This is a genomic window from Dyella sp. (assembly GCF_051962475.1).
GTDB lineage: Bacteria > Pseudomonadota > Gammaproteobacteria > Xanthomonadales > Rhodanobacteraceae > Dyella_A.
In genome coordinates this window covers 49,288-62,284 of the sequence record NZ_JBQCCF010000032.1, presented here as the reverse complement: position 1 = coordinate 62,284, position 12,997 = coordinate 49,288, and the positions used below count along the sequence as shown (strand labels likewise).

The 12,997-nt window shown below is 66.7% G+C and carries 12 protein-coding genes and 1 tRNA gene; 9 read left to right on the top strand and 4 right to left on the bottom strand.

Annotation, left to right across the window (positions count from 1 at the left end):
* Positions 1-4 precede the first annotated feature (4 nt).
* The 4 genes from ACTHJF_RS06925 to ACTHJF_RS06910 all read left to right on the top strand — a co-directional run bounded on the left by ACTHJF_RS06925 (position 5) and on the right by ACTHJF_RS06910 (position 3,073).
* Entirely contained in the window at positions 5-895 is an 891-nt protein-coding gene (locus tag ACTHJF_RS06925; RefSeq protein WP_440266464.1) for a carbon-nitrogen hydrolase, read from the top strand.
* Positions 896-991: 96 nt separating this feature from the next.
* Positions 992-2,239, top strand: coding sequence for a TraB/GumN family protein (locus tag ACTHJF_RS06920; protein WP_440266463.1), 1,248 nt, complete (start codon positions 992-994; stop codon positions 2,237-2,239).
* Between the two features lie 140 nt (positions 2,240-2,379).
* Positions 2,380-2,703, top strand: coding sequence for a c-type cytochrome (locus tag ACTHJF_RS06915; RefSeq protein ID WP_404633796.1), 324 nt, complete (start codon positions 2,380-2,382; stop codon positions 2,701-2,703).
* 19 nt (positions 2,704-2,722) lie between these two features.
* The gene (locus ACTHJF_RS06910; protein WP_431636976.1) at positions 2,723-3,073 is read left to right on the top strand and encodes a c-type cytochrome; all 351 of its coding nucleotides are present in this window, start codon (positions 2,723-2,725) and stop codon (positions 3,071-3,073) included.
* A gap of 68 nt (positions 3,074-3,141) precedes the next feature.
* Here ACTHJF_RS06910 and ACTHJF_RS06905 read toward each other — a convergent pair whose 3' ends face one another.
* Positions 3,142-3,750 (bottom strand): NfuA family Fe-S biogenesis protein, encoded by a 609-nt coding sequence (locus ACTHJF_RS06905; RefSeq protein ID WP_431636974.1) that lies wholly within the window; start codon positions 3,748-3,750, stop codon positions 3,142-3,144.
* Between the two features lie 154 nt (positions 3,751-3,904).
* Here ACTHJF_RS06905 and ACTHJF_RS06900 point away from each other — a divergent pair, with 154 nt between their 5' ends.
* Both ACTHJF_RS06900 and ACTHJF_RS06895 read left to right on the top strand, forming a co-directional pair.
* Positions 3,905-4,246, top strand: a complete 342-nt coding sequence (locus ACTHJF_RS06900) for a 4a-hydroxytetrahydrobiopterin dehydratase (RefSeq protein ID WP_440266462.1) — start codon at positions 3,905-3,907, stop codon at positions 4,244-4,246.
* 23 nt (positions 4,247-4,269) lie between these two features.
* Positions 4,270-5,706: a CPBP family glutamic-type intramembrane protease gene (locus tag ACTHJF_RS06895; protein ID WP_440266461.1), complete on the top strand. Its 1,437-nt coding sequence runs from the start codon at positions 4,270-4,272 to the stop codon at positions 5,704-5,706.
* Here the strand turns inward: ACTHJF_RS06895 and ACTHJF_RS06890 are convergent.
* The gene (locus ACTHJF_RS06890; protein WP_440266460.1) at positions 5,684-6,652 is read right to left on the bottom strand and encodes an RluA family pseudouridine synthase; all 969 of its coding nucleotides are present in this window, start codon (positions 6,650-6,652) and stop codon (positions 5,684-5,686) included. The genes ACTHJF_RS06895 and ACTHJF_RS06890 overlap by 23 nt on opposite strands.
* Before the next feature lie 342 nt (positions 6,653-6,994).
* On the opposite strand from ACTHJF_RS06890, the gene ACTHJF_RS06885 reads away from it, so the two are divergent.
* Positions 6,995-9,985: an Rne/Rng family ribonuclease gene (locus ACTHJF_RS06885; RefSeq protein WP_440266459.1), complete on the top strand. Its 2,991-nt coding sequence runs from the start codon at positions 6,995-6,997 to the stop codon at positions 9,983-9,985.
* 67 nt (positions 9,986-10,052) lie between these two features.
* On the opposite strand, the gene ACTHJF_RS06880 is transcribed toward ACTHJF_RS06885, so the two are convergent.
* Complete coding sequence (locus ACTHJF_RS06880; RefSeq protein WP_431636965.1) at positions 10,053-10,709, bottom strand: response regulator; 657 nt, start codon at positions 10,707-10,709, stop codon at positions 10,053-10,055.
* A 621-nt stretch (positions 10,710-11,330) separates the two neighbouring features.
* Here ACTHJF_RS06880 and ACTHJF_RS06875 point away from each other — a divergent pair.
* Positions 11,331-12,035, top strand: a complete 705-nt coding sequence (locus tag ACTHJF_RS06875) for a peptidylprolyl isomerase (protein WP_440266458.1) — start codon at positions 11,331-11,333, stop codon at positions 12,033-12,035.
* Between the two features lie 5 nt (positions 12,036-12,040).
* Positions 12,041-12,769, top strand: coding sequence for a UDP-2,3-diacylglucosamine diphosphatase (locus ACTHJF_RS06870; protein WP_440266457.1), 729 nt, complete (start codon positions 12,041-12,043; stop codon positions 12,767-12,769).
* Between the two features lie 87 nt (positions 12,770-12,856).
* Here the strand turns inward: ACTHJF_RS06870 and ACTHJF_RS06865 are convergent.
* Positions 12,857-12,949: transfer RNA gene (locus ACTHJF_RS06865), tRNA-Ser, on the bottom strand.
* Positions 12,950-12,997 lie beyond the last annotated feature (48 nt).

Below are 12,997 nucleotides of genomic sequence, written 5' to 3'. Positions count from 1 at the left end.
CGACATGACCCGCAAGACCCTCAAGGTGGCCCTGCTGCAGGAAACCCATCGCGGCAGCCGCGACGCCAACCTCGACGCGATCGAGGCCGGCCTGCGCGAAGCGGCCGCCGCCGGCGCCGAGCTGGTGCTGCTGCAGGAGCTGCACAACGGGCCGTACTTCTGCCAGCGCGAGTCGGTGGACGAGTTCGACCTGGCCGAGACGATTCCCGGCCACAGCACTGCGCGCATCGGCCAGCTCGCCGAGGAGCTCAAGCTGGTGGTGGTTGCCTCGCTGTTCGAGAAGCGCGCCACCGGGCTGTACCACAACACCGCGGTGGTGTTCGATCGCGCGGCGGCGATCGCCGGCAAGTACCGCAAGATGCACATCCCGGACGATCCGGCGTTCTACGAAAAGTTCTACTTCACCCCCGGCGACCTGGGCTTCGATCCGATCGACACGTCGGTCGGCCGCCTCGGCGTGCTGGTGTGCTGGGACCAGTGGTATCCGGAGGCCGCGCGCCTGATGGCGCTGGCCGGCGCCGAACTGCTGCTCTACCCCACCGCGATCGGCTGGGATCCGAACGACGCGCAGGACGAGAAAGATCGCCAGCGCGAGGCGTGGGTCACCGTGCAGCGCGGGCATGCGGTGGCCAACGGGTTGCCGCTGCTGTCGTGCAACCGCACCGGTTATGAAGCGGATCCGTCGGGCGTGGGCGCAGGCATCCAGTTCTGGGGCACCAGCTTCGTCGCCGGTCCGCAGGGCGAATTCCTCGCCCGCGCGGGCACCGATGCGCGCGAGCTGCTGATCGTCGAGATCGACATGGCGCGCAGCGAGCACGTGCGGCGGATCTGGCCGTTCCTGCGCGATCGCCGCATCGACGCCTACGGCGATCTGCTGAAGCGATTCCGCGATTGATCGGCGGCCCTGGCTGAACCGTGCCGCAGGTCCCGCTTGTCGGGGCGCGGCACGGTCCCCATGCTTGGACTTCCCCCTGATGGATCTGCCCCGCGCATGAACCTTGACGCGATTCCCACCGACGCCCTGCGCGAACCCTTGCCCAAGGCGCTCGTCGATCAACCGATCGAGCGCGTGCAGCGCGATGGCGTGGAATACGTGCTGCTGGGTACGGCGCACGTGTCGCGGGCGAGCGTCGATGCGGTCAACGCCATGCTGGCGCACGAACGCTTCCACGCCGTGGCGATCGAGCTGTGCGAGAGCCGGGCCCAGGGCATGCGCGACCCGGACGCGTTCCGCCAAACCGACCTGTTCCAGGTGATCCGCCAAGGCAAGGCCGGCATGGTGGCGGCGAGCCTGGTGCTGTCCTCGTTCCAGCAGCGCCTGGCCGACCAGTATGGGATTCAGCCCGGCGCCGAGATGAAGGCGGCAATGGATGGTGCCGAAGCGCGTGGCACGCCGCTGTGGGTGGTCGATCGCGACGTCGGCACCACGCTCAAGCGCGCCTGGCGCAGCGTCGGTTTCTGGCAGCGTTTCGGCCTGCTGGGCGGGTTGCTGGCCAGCGTGTTCGATCGCGAGGACATCGCCGAACACGAGATCGAGAAGCTCAAGCAGAGCGACCTGTTGGAGAGCGCCTTCAGCGACTTCGCCAGCCAGTCCGAGCCGCTTTATCGCAGCCTGATCGCCGAACGCGACGCCTACATGGCCGCACGACTGCGCGAAGAAGCCGCGCGCGATGCGAGCGACGAATCGCGCCGCGTGCTGGTAGTGATCGGCGCAGGTCACCTCAAGGGTCTGGCAACCCAGTTGCGCGATGGACAGGACGATCCGGCCACCACCGTCGCCACGCTGGCACAGACGCCGCCCAAGGCACGCTGGCCGAAATGGGTGGCCGTCGGGCTGGTGATCGCCGTGTTCGCCTTGATCGCCTACGCCTTCCATCGCAACACGGCGCTGGGTACGCACGTACTGATGAACTGGGTGCTGTTCACCGGCGGCTTCGCTGCCCTTGGCGCACTGGTGGCCGGCGGGCATCCGCTGAGCATCGCGGCCGCCTTCGTCGCCGCACCGATCAAGCCGTTCCGCCCCGGCATCCCCGCGGGCGGCATTAGCGCGATGGCCGAGGCCTGGGTACGCAAGCCGCGCGTGGGCGACTTCGAGACGCTGCGCGACCAGGTCGGCCACTGGAGCGGCTGGTGGAAAAACCGCGTGGCACGCACCCTGCTCAACTTCTTCCTGGTCAGCGTGGGCACGCTGATCGGCGAGTACAGCGCCGGCATCCACATCCTCAAGAGCCTGTTCTAAAGCGCAAGAACCTGCCGTGCCGGAAGCGGCCACTGCGGCGGGTCGCCACGGTGCCGCGCGGTTGTCGCTGCTTGCAGCCAACGTCTATACTTCCGCGACTTTGTAGCCCTGTACCGGCCGGAATCGTGGGAAAGAACTCAATGACTCGACTGCAACTGCTTGGCCTTGCCGCGGCCGCCGCCCTCTTCACCATCGGCAGCGCACACGCCGAAGGCGACAAGGCCGCCGGGCGCAAGCTCGTCTACACCTGCAACGGGTGCCACGGCGTGGAAGGCTATGCCAACGCCTACCCGGATTATCCGGTGCCGCGCATCGCCGGCCAGAACGAGCAGTACATCATCAATGCGCTGCACGGCTACCAGAGCGGCGAGCGCACCCATCCGACGATGATGGCGCAGGCGCAGAGTCTGTCCGACAAGGACATCGAAGACATCGCCGCCTACCTTTCCAGCCTTGCCAAGTAAGCCGTCCCGAGGATTCCGCATGACCCGTGCGTTCACCCTGCTTTCGTTCGCCGCACTGGCGTTCGCCTCCACGTCGCTGATGGCGACCGGCAATCCCGAGGCCGGCAAGACCAAGGCCGCTGCCTGCTTCGCCTGCCACGGTGCCGACGGCAACGCCGTCGATCCGCAGTACCCGCGCCTGGCCGGCCAATACAACGCCTACCTGCAGCAGGCGCTGCACGAGTACAAGAACGGCGGCCGCAACAACGCGATCATGAAGGGCTTCGCCGCCACGCTGTCCGACCAGGACATCGAGGACGTCACCGCCTACTTCTCCAGCCTGCCGACCAAGCTCAGCACGCTTCAGGGACACATTCAGGGCGACAAGTAATCCGCCCCGGCAAGTCGCCTGAAAAAAAGCCCGCGCAAGCGGGCTTTTTTTGCGCGGGTGGCTTGGCCTCAGCCGATCGCCGACCGACCCTGCTTGCCTTCGTAGTACGGCTTGGCGCCGCTGGCGTGATCGGTGGCATCGCGCACTGCCGACACTTCCGGCACGCGCTCGCGCAGGGTCTTCTCCACGCCCTGCTTGAGCGTGACGTCGACCATCCCGCAGCCGTGGCAGCCGCCGCCGAACTGCAGCATCACCACGCCGTCGGCGTCGATTTCGCGCAGGCTCACGCGACCACCATGCGAGGCCAGCCGGGGGTTGATCTCCGCCTCCAGCACGTACTGCACCCGCTCGATCAGGCCGGCATCCGCGCCCGGCTGCTGTCCCTTGATGCCGGGCGCCCGGATGTTGAGCTGGCCGCCGGTGGCATTGGGCTCGTAGTCGATGCTGGCGTTGTCCAGCCAACGTGCGCTGTCGCCCTCGACGTAGAAATGGAAGCCGGCGCATTCGATCGTCCATTCGTTGCCGGTGAGGTCGGCGCGCTCGCAGAACTCCAGCTCGCAGTTCGCCGCCGGGGTACCGGCGTCGACCACCCGCAGGCGGATGCCCAGGCCGTCGGTGCCCTGCTGAGCGAGAAGCTTGAGAAAGTGCTGCTGGGCGCGCTCGGAAATGTCGATCATGAAGACTCCATCGAAGCCATAACCGCTCCGGAATCGGGGCGGTCAACGAAACAGCACCATTTTAGTACTGTTTCGCGCCGCCTGCGCGCTTTGACATTTGCCGGCGCAGCTTCGACCCTTCGCATCCCGCACGAAACCTGCACTGGAGACCCGCATGAATTCGACCGATCTGGCCCATGAGCACTGCGTTGCGCGCAAGGGCAGCGAGCATGCGCTGAGCGCGGAGCAAGTCGCGCAGTTGCTCGCCTCACTGCCGGGCTGGTCGACGACCCAGGGCGGCAAGGCGATCGTGAAGGATTTTCGCTTCGAGGACTTCCACCGCACGCTCGGTTTCATCAACGCCGTGGGTTTCATGGCCAACCAGCAGGATCACCACCCGGACCTCGAGGCCGGCTACGGCCACTGTCAGGTCTTGTGGTCGACCCACGACGTGGGCGGGCTGTCGCGAAACGACTTCATCTGCGCGGCCAAGGTTGAAGCGCTGCTCGCGCGCTGATCGTGGCGCCTACCGCCCGCGGCGTGGCTGTCGCGACCGCCTGGCTGCTCGCCGCGGTGGTCGCGCTGCTGGCGTTCCGGCTGCTGGCCTCGGGGCTCACGGCACGCTACCTCGCCCAGGAGGCCCGCAGCGAGCTGGCCGTGTTGCGGGCCGGCCAACCGCTCTGGCGGTGGCGATTTGTCAACCCGGAGGGTTTCGTGGCTGGCCGCGCCTTCGGCCACGCCAGCATGCGTGCCGTCGATGGCGGCGTGGAGGTAACCAGCCTGGACGGAACGGCGTTCGAGCTGGGGCTGCCGATCGCACGCGGGCTGGATCTGGTCCATTGGCCCCTCCTCCGGCTTGACCGTGCCGCCGCACAGCCAGTCACCCTGCAGGTGGTCTGGCAGACAACGGGACAACCGGCCTGCCCGAGTGCGCCGATCATCTGGCGTGGTACGCGGATCGATGTGGACCTGCGTTCCATCGACACCGCCACCGCCCCGTGCGCACCCGCCAACCGGGCCGACATGTTGCGCCTGCGCATCACGATGCCACGTGGCCAGCGCCTGCTGTTGACCGATGCAGCCCTGCTCGCTCCCGATCCGCTGGCCCTCGTTCCGCCGCAGCTGGCGCTGGAAAGCTCATCCGCGGCCGATTCAGCAAATCCAGCACCGGCTGTGCCCATCGTGCGACTTGCCGCCGCGGCGAGCGCGGAGCAGTTGCTGGCCCGCCGCGACGCCGCAGTCGCTTGGCGCCCGGCCGCCCTCGTGGTGGCCGGCCACGCGTCGCTGACGAAGCCGCCGAGAGGGCCGCTGCCTCCCTGGCTCTCCTGGCTCGGTGTGGGCGCCTATGTGCTGGTGCTTTGCTGGCTTGCCAGGCGCCCTCGCCCGGCATGGCAGACCTTGCTCGCCGGCCTGCTCGGCCCGTTGATCCTGGTAGCCGGCCTGCAATGGGGACAACGCCCCACACTGGCTGGAGTGGCTGGGTTCGCCTCCGCGCTGATCTTTGCGGCGCACGCCCAGAGCGCAGGTAGGTCGTCGAGCTGGCGATGGGTCGGCCCGTGGCGCTCAACCGCGTGGTGGTGGCCGCTCGCCCTGGTGCCGGCGGCGCTGCTGGTGTGCCTGATGTGGGGCCATGCACTGGATCCCACGCCGCCGCGCCGCGTCCTGGTCTATCTCGGCTGGGCCGCGTTGCAGCAATGGCTGATCCTGGGCTTTGCGCTGGGCCAGCTGGAGAAATTCCTGCCCGTCCGGTGGGCCGTGCTGGCTGCCTCGCTGGCCTTTGCTTTGCTGCACGTACCCAACGGCGCGCTGATGCAGCTGTGTTTTCTCGCCGAGCTGGGGTGGGCCTGGTGCTTTGTGCGGCAGCGGAGCTTGTTGCCGATTGCCCTGGGCCATGCCGGCTGCGCCCTGGTGGTGGGCGCAGGCCTGATCGGCAATGGCTTGCGCTCGCTTGAGGTTAGCGCGCGCTTTTTCCTTTAGAAGCAATAGCTTCCAGAAACTTCCTGAGATCATCTGGCAACGGTGCCGAGAAGCTGTACGACCTTCCGTCCAGCTCGAAGCTCATATGTGAGGCGTGCAGGAACAGACGCTGCAGCCCCAACTCACGGAAGCGCTTGTTGGCCTCGCGATCACCGTATTTCGGGTCGCCAGCGAGCGGATGGCCGATATGCGCGGCGTGCACGCGAATCTGATGGGTGCGCCCGGTACCCAGCGTCGCCTGCATCAGGCGAGCGCCCGGATACTGTTCGATCTCACGGAAAAAAGTGAGCGACGGCTTGCCGTTATCGGACACTCTTACCATGCGTTCTCCGCCCTGAAGCACGAACTTGGCGAGCGGCGCATTGACGTCGAACCGGGCCTTGGACGGGTGCCCAACCATCAGGCAGAGGTACTGCTTGACCACCTGGTTGTCGCGGATGGCCGCCTGCAGGCCGGTCAGCCCGGCGCGGGTCTTGGCAAACACCAGCACTCCACTGGTATCGCGATCCAGCCGATGCACCAGCTCGAGGTGATCGTTGGGGCGCGCCGCACGCATCAGCTCAATCGCACCGTGACTGACACCGCTGCCGCCGTGGCTGGCCATGCCAGTGGGTTTGTCGATCACCAGGAAATGCTTGTCCTCGAAGATCACCGCTTCTGCGGCCGAGGCCATCTGACCGGGGCTAGGCCCCTGTGTCTCAGGACGCTCTGCGACGCGAACGGGTGGAATGCGCAACATATCGCCCGCGGACAGACGGGTGTCGGGCTTGGCCCGCTTGCCGTTCACCCGCACCTGCCCGGTACGCAGGATGCGGTAGATCATGCTCTTGGGCACCCCTTTGAGCAGGGTCATCAGGGCGTTGTCGATCCGCTGCCCGTCGCGCTCCGGGCCGATCTCGACTTGACGCACCCCTTGAGATACGTCGGGGGAAGTTACCGTCTGCATTGAAAAAAGTCCGCTTCGATAGGATACTCGGCCGGCGCTTTGCCCGTGTCCGATCAGCTCGATCGGACCGGCCCGTCCGTCACGTCGGTGAGGATTGCGCCGGCCGCCTTCCCCGGGCAGCCGGTCGCTGCTCCCTTTCATCGTAGCGGTTCGGATTGCGGTTTGTCCGATCGGCCTGCGCCGTGTCGGTGATCCGCGGCGTAGTGACCAGGAATCATCGCCGGCACCCGGACTGGTGCCGTACTTTTGCCGCTTGACCGCAGCGGCGCGATCCCCGGCAGGCCGCCCCCAGTGGCGCCACCGAGGCACGCGACGCGCGGCAAGCTGAAGGAAAACAACACAATGAAACGCATGTTGATCAACGCAACTCAGCGTGAAGAGTTGCGCGTGGCCATCGTCGATGGCCAGACCCTGTACGACCTCGACATCGAGATCCCCTCCCGCGAGCAGAAGAAGGCCAACATCTATAAGGGCCGCATCACTCGCGTCGAAGCCTCCCTCGAAGCCTGCTTCATCGACTACGGCGCCGAGCGCCACGGCTTCTTGCCGATCAAGGAAATCGCCCGCGAGTACTTCACCCCGGGCCTGGACCCGAACAAGGCGAACATTCGTGAGCTGCTGAAGGAAGGCCAGGAGCTGGTCGTCCAGGTGGAGAAGGAAGAGCGCGGCAACAAGGGCGCGGCGCTGACCACCTTTATCAGCCTGGCTGGCCGCTACATGGTGCTGATGCCGAACAACCCGAAGGCGGGCGGCGTATCGCGCCGGATCGAGGGTGAAGACCGGCAGGCGCTGAAGGAAGCGCTGGATCATCTCAACGTGCCCGACGACGTCGGCCTGATCGTGCGCACCGCCGGCATGGGCCGCGACGCCGAAGAGCTGCAGTGGGACCTGGACTACCTGCTCACCCTGTGGCGCTCGATCTCCGAGGCGGCCAACAAGCAGAAGGCGCCGTTCCTGATCTATCAGGAATCGAAGCTGTTCATCCGCGCCCTGCGCGACTACTTGCGCAACGACATCGGCGAGATCCTCATCGACGAGGAGTCGCTGTACAACGACGCGCGCGAGTTCATGCAGCAGGTGATGCCGAACGCCCTGCGCAAGCTCAAGCTGTACAAGGACGACACCCCGCTGTTCTCGCGCTACCAGATCGAAACCCAGATCGAGAGCGTTTTCGATCGCCAGGTGCGCCTGCCCTCGGGCGGCTCGATCGTGGTCGACCAGACCGAAGCGCTCACCGCCATCGACATCAACTCGGCTAAGGCGACCAAAGGCGGCGACATCGAGGAAACCGCGTTCAACACGAACTGCGAGGCGGCGGTGGAAATCGCCCGCCAGTTGCGCATTCGTGACGCCGGTGGCCTGATCGTCATCGACTTCATCGACATGGACAGCCCGCGCCACCAGCGCGAAGTCGAGGAGAAACTGAAGGACGCGCTGAAGCTCGATCGCGCCCGCGTGCAGATCGGCCGCATTTCGCGCTTCGGCCTGCTGGAGATGTCGCGCCAGCGCCTGCGCCCGTCGTTGGGCGAGGCCACCCAGGTGGTCTGCCCGCGCTGCGAGGGCCATGGCCACATCCGCGGGATCGAATCGCTTTCGCTGTCCACGCTGCGCCTGATCGAAGAGCACGCGATGAAGGACAACACCGGCCAGGTGCTGGTGCAGGCTCCGCCGCAGGTGGCCAACTTCATGCTCAACGAAAAGCGCGCCAGCGTGGTCGAGATCGAGCTGCGCAACAAGGTCCACGTGGTGATCGTGGCGGACGACAAGCTCGAGACGCCGCACATCCAGATCCAGCGGATCAAGGAAGCGGAGATGGGCGAGCACAGCAAGCCCAGCTACGAACGCCTCACTGCCGTCGAAGCGTCGCCGATTCCCAAGATGGGGCAGACGCTGGGCAGCAGCGAGCAGCCGGCGGTGAGCGGCGTGGTGCATTCGTCGCCCGCACCGGTGCGCGAAGAGACGGCCGCCCCCGCCCCCGTGGCGCCGGCCCCGCGTCGTGCCCAGGCACCAGCCGCGGCCGCCCCGGCGCCGTCCTCCGGTGGCATCCTGTCGCGTCTGCTCGGCTGGTTCCGTGGCGCCGAGGAAACGGCGGGCAAAGCAACGGCTACCTCACCGAAGGAAACATCCAACCGCCGCCAGCAGGCTCCGCGCCGTGACGAACGGGGTCGCCCGAATCAGCCCGGTGGCGCTTCCGCCAACCGCGGCGGTACCCCAGCGGGCCGTCGCGAGCCGGGGAATCGCGGCAACGCCAATGCGTCGGGTGCGTCGTCCGGCAAGGGTGGCAACCGTCAGCGCGGCGAACAGTCGTCGGGTGGCCAGGCGCGTCAGGCTCAGGCCGCCGCCACGCCGCGTCAGGAACAACGCCCGGCGCGAGCGGCTCAGCCGCCCCAGCGCGATGAGAAGGCCGCCGCGAAGGCCGACGCCAGCCTGACGGCAACGGCAGCGCCGCGCACTGAGCGCCAGGCGCAGCCGGCACGCACCCCCGCACCCACCGAGCGGGTCATCGAGGAGCCGAAGCCCGCAGCGGCCGACGCAGCCACGATCGCAGCCACGCCAGGCAACACCCAACCCGACGGAGCGAGCGAGGCAGAAGGCGGTGGCGCGCGCCGCCGTCGCGGCCGCCGCGGCGGCCGCCGTCGCCGTCGTCAGGACGAGAATGGCGCAGCGACGTCCACCGATGCCTCGCTGCAGGCCAAGGCACTGGACGACGAGGACCGTGATGATGCGGCCGGCGACGAGGCCGAGGAGACCTCGGCCAAGACCACGCCGAATCCGACGTCTGCCGCACCCGCCCAGCCGCACAGCGCATCGATCCCGACCGCCGCCGCAGCTGTTGTGTCGGAGTCGGGCGCCGAGCAGAAGTCCGAGCCTGCCACTGCGTCCGCGCCTGTGCCGGCTGTCACGCCTGCCTCCATGCTCGCCGCCGCGGAGAATCCGCCCGAGCAGCGCGCGGCAGCCGTGCCCGCGTCGTTCAACCTGCCCGTGTTGCCGCCGATCCCCGATCCGGTGGTGGCCGAGGGTGAGCCGGCCGCAGAAGCGCCGGAAGTGTCGGCTGACGAGGTAATGATCGCCGCGCCACCGACGACTTCGTTGCCGGCCACGCCGGCGGCGGAGCGCGCGGAACCGACCGAGCCGCCTACACCGCCGCAGCCGCTGACCACCGCGGAGCCCCCGGCAGCCGTCGCCGAGCCCGCGACCGGCCCGGCCTCTCAGCCGTCCCAGGGCGATCTGCTGACCGCCACGAAGGAGCACCTGGCAAGCGCCGATGCCGAGTCCGTGGAAAACGAGCCGACCGAAGAGCCCCGCAAGCGGGACGATTCCACGGCAGGTTGATCGATCGGCTTCAGCCACAAAAAAACCGGGCCAAGGCCCGGTTTTTTTGTGCGCCCGTCAAAGTTCGTCAGGCATTTGCATGCTGCTGGTTGGCCGTATCGATCAGCCCGTGCACCGCCATCAGGTGGGCAAGGCTGATCACGTGATCCACGTTGAGCTTCTCCATCAGGCGCTGCTTGTAGGTGGAAACCGTCTTGGGGCTGAGATTGAGCTGTTCGCCGATGAGCGTCAGCGGCTTGCCGCGCACCAGCATCATCGCAACCTCCAGTTCGCGGCTGGAAAGCACGTCGAACGGCGATTCGCTGCCGTCCAGGGTGGCCAGGGCCAGCTGTTGCGCCACCGCCGGCGCGAGGTAGCGGCGACCGGTCGCCACCTGGCGCACCGCCGCCAGCAACTCCTCGGCCGAACATCCCTTGGTGAGATAGCCCAGCGCACCGGCATCGAGCAGGCGCTTGGGGAAGCGGGCGTCATCGACCACGGTGACGATGACAATGTGGGTATTGAGCTTGGACCGACAGACGCGCTCGGTCAGTTCGATACCGCTCATGCCCGGCATGTGGACATCCACCAGTGCGATATCCGGCGCCAGCGTACGAATGAGGCGAAGCCCCTCCTCCGCCGTTCCCGCCTCGCCGCGAATGCGGATGTCAGGCTGCTGCTGCAGGATCATCCGAAAGCCGGTGCGGACCAGCTCATGATCGTCCACCAGAACAATATTGATCACTTCGTACCCTCCTTGGGCGGCGCAGGGGCGTCGTCGTGCCCGTGCATGATAGGCGCGTTCGCGCCTGCTGACAGCCGGGGCCTACCTGCCCCGGCACTTGAAACCTGAAAAATGGCGCCCCCGCTTCACCTGGCCGAAGCACCCTTGCCATCGACACCGCCAGAGTGCCATCAGGGCAGCGTTGTCGCCGTCAGAATATGCCTACAACAGGCGTGCGCGAACACCGGTCTACTCGACCGGCTCACGACCGGGCAACCCTTCACCCTAAGTCCGTCAGGAACCGGTTAGCCGTCGACCGGCCACTCCAGGTTCCGTCGTCGCGCGAGTTCGTCTCCTCGACGGGTTCGCGCCTCGGAGCACCAGGAAACGAGATCGTGTCTGACAGTCGCCGTCTCATGCGACGTGGGCGAGTCCTTGCGTCCCCCCAGCATCCCTGCAAACAAGCGCAGTCCGCGTCGCAACGCGAAGTGCGTATTCATCGTTTGCATGTTGAATCTCCACAGCTGCCCCTGCGCAGCCGCAACTTCATGCTAGCAACCCTTCACGCCCTATGCACGCGGCGATGCCCCCCGGTCACGTAGGCCGCGTATCATGGGCCGATCTTCTGCATGCACGAGTCCCATGTTCAAAGCCTGCCTGCTTTCCCTGCTGTTGCTCACACCCATCGCATTGCGCGCCCAGAGCGCGGCCAAGGATGCTCCCGCGCCGCCGGCGCCGGCTCCCCAGGTCGTACTGCACACCAGCCAAGGCGACATCACACTGGAGCTGTACCCGGACAAGTCGCCGAAAAGCGTGGCCAACTTCCTCCAGTACGTGCGTGACGGGTTCTACGCGGGCACCGTGTTCCATCGCGCCATCCCCGGCTATCTGGTTCAGGGCGGCCTTTATACGCGCGATCTGCAGCCCCGCCGCACCCGTCCTGCCATCGCCAGCGAGGCGGACAACGGCCTGTCCAATCTGCGTGGCACGGTCGCGGTGGCTCGCGGTGCCGATCCCAACTCAGGAACTTCGCAGTTCTTCTTCAACCTCGTGGACAACCGCCGGCTGGATTTCGTCGGCAGTCAGAGCGGTCTGACCTGGGGCTACGCGGTGTTCGGCAAGGTGATCAAGGGCATGGACGTGGTCGACAAGATCGCCGCCCTGCCGACCCGCGCGCTCGGCCCTTTCGCCGGCGACGTGCCCAATCCCATCGTGGTGATCACCGGCGCCGAGGTGGTAGGCGACGCCGCGCCGACGAGCACCGTTGAAAGCGCGCCCGCTTCGGCAACGACTCCCGCCAAAAGCGCGCAGACGGCCAAGAAGACCAAGCCCGCCGCGAAGGGCTGACATCGATGGCTACGATATTCATTTCCGACCTGCATCTGGACGACAGTCGGCCGCAGATCACCGCCTTGTTCGAACGCCTGCTCGCCAGCGCACAGGTGCGCACAGCCAGCGCGCTGTACATCCTCGGTGACCTGGTGGAAGCGTGGATCGGCGACGACGACGACGCCGAACTTCCCGGGCGTATCGCGACAGCCACTCGTGGCGTGAGAGAGAGCGGCGTGCCGGTGTACTTCATCGCCGGCAACCGCGACTTCCTCATCGGCGAAGCGTTTGCGCAACACGCCGGCATGACCCTGCTCGAGGACGGCACCGTGCATGACATCGAGGGGTGTCGCACCTTGCTGATGCATGGCGATGTGCTGTGCACCGATGACACCGCCTACCAGGCCGTCCGCCGTCAGGTACGCCAGCCACAGTGGCAGGCGCAGATCCTCGCCATGCCGCTGCAAGCCCGCCGCGCATTTGCGGCCAAGGCACGTGAGGACAGTCGTGCACACACGGGCAGCACCATGGAAACCATCATGGACGTCAATGCCGAGGCAGTCGCCCAAGCCATGCGTGCCGCCGGGGTCACTCGCTTGATCCATGGCCATACCCATCGGCCGGCCATCCATCGCTTCGATCTGGACGGCCATACGGTAGAGCGCATCGTGCTGGGCGATTGGTACGAGCAAGGCTCGCTGCTGCACGTCACGCACGAGGGCGTCGAACTGGCGGGTCTACCGACGCAGTAACGGCGCCCCTTCGGCGGATGCGACAAAGCGCATGGGAACGACGCCCAGAAAACGCAAAACGCCCCACGAAGGGGCGTTTTGCGTAACTGGCGGAGAGAGAGGGATTCGAACCCTCGATAAGGCTTTTGACCCTATACTCCCTTAGCAGGGGAGCCCCTTCGGCCTCTCGGGCATCTCTCCGTATTTGTCCGCATTGCTGCGGAGCCGGCAAGGATACTGACCGACGTG

Coding starts and splice junctions, on each gene's coding strand:
- ACTHJF_RS06915 (WP_404633796.1), top strand. CDS start 2,380: ATGACTCGACTGCAACTGCTTGGCCTTGCCGCGGCCGCCGCCCTCTTC.
- ACTHJF_RS06870 (WP_440266457.1), top strand. CDS start 12,041: ATGGCTACGATATTCATTTCCGACCTGCATCTGGACGACAGTCGGCCG.
- ACTHJF_RS06875 (WP_440266458.1), top strand. CDS start 11,331: ATGTTCAAAGCCTGCCTGCTTTCCCTGCTGTTGCTCACACCCATCGCA.
- ACTHJF_RS06890 (WP_440266460.1), bottom strand. CDS start 6,652: ATGCAGACGGTAACTTCCCCCGACGTATCTCAAGGGGTGCGTCAAGTC.
- ACTHJF_RS06885 (WP_440266459.1), top strand. CDS start 6,995: ATGAAACGCATGTTGATCAACGCAACTCAGCGTGAAGAGTTGCGCGTG.
- ACTHJF_RS06905 (WP_431636974.1), bottom strand. CDS start 3,750: ATGATCGACATTTCCGAGCGCGCCCAGCAGCACTTTCTCAAGCTTCTC.
- ACTHJF_RS06900 (WP_440266462.1), top strand. CDS start 3,905: ATGAATTCGACCGATCTGGCCCATGAGCACTGCGTTGCGCGCAAGGGC.
- ACTHJF_RS06920 (WP_440266463.1), top strand. CDS start 992: ATGAACCTTGACGCGATTCCCACCGACGCCCTGCGCGAACCCTTGCCC.
- ACTHJF_RS06910 (WP_431636976.1), top strand. CDS start 2,723: ATGACCCGTGCGTTCACCCTGCTTTCGTTCGCCGCACTGGCGTTCGCC.
- ACTHJF_RS06925 (WP_440266464.1), top strand. CDS start 5: ATGACCCGCAAGACCCTCAAGGTGGCCCTGCTGCAGGAAACCCATCGC.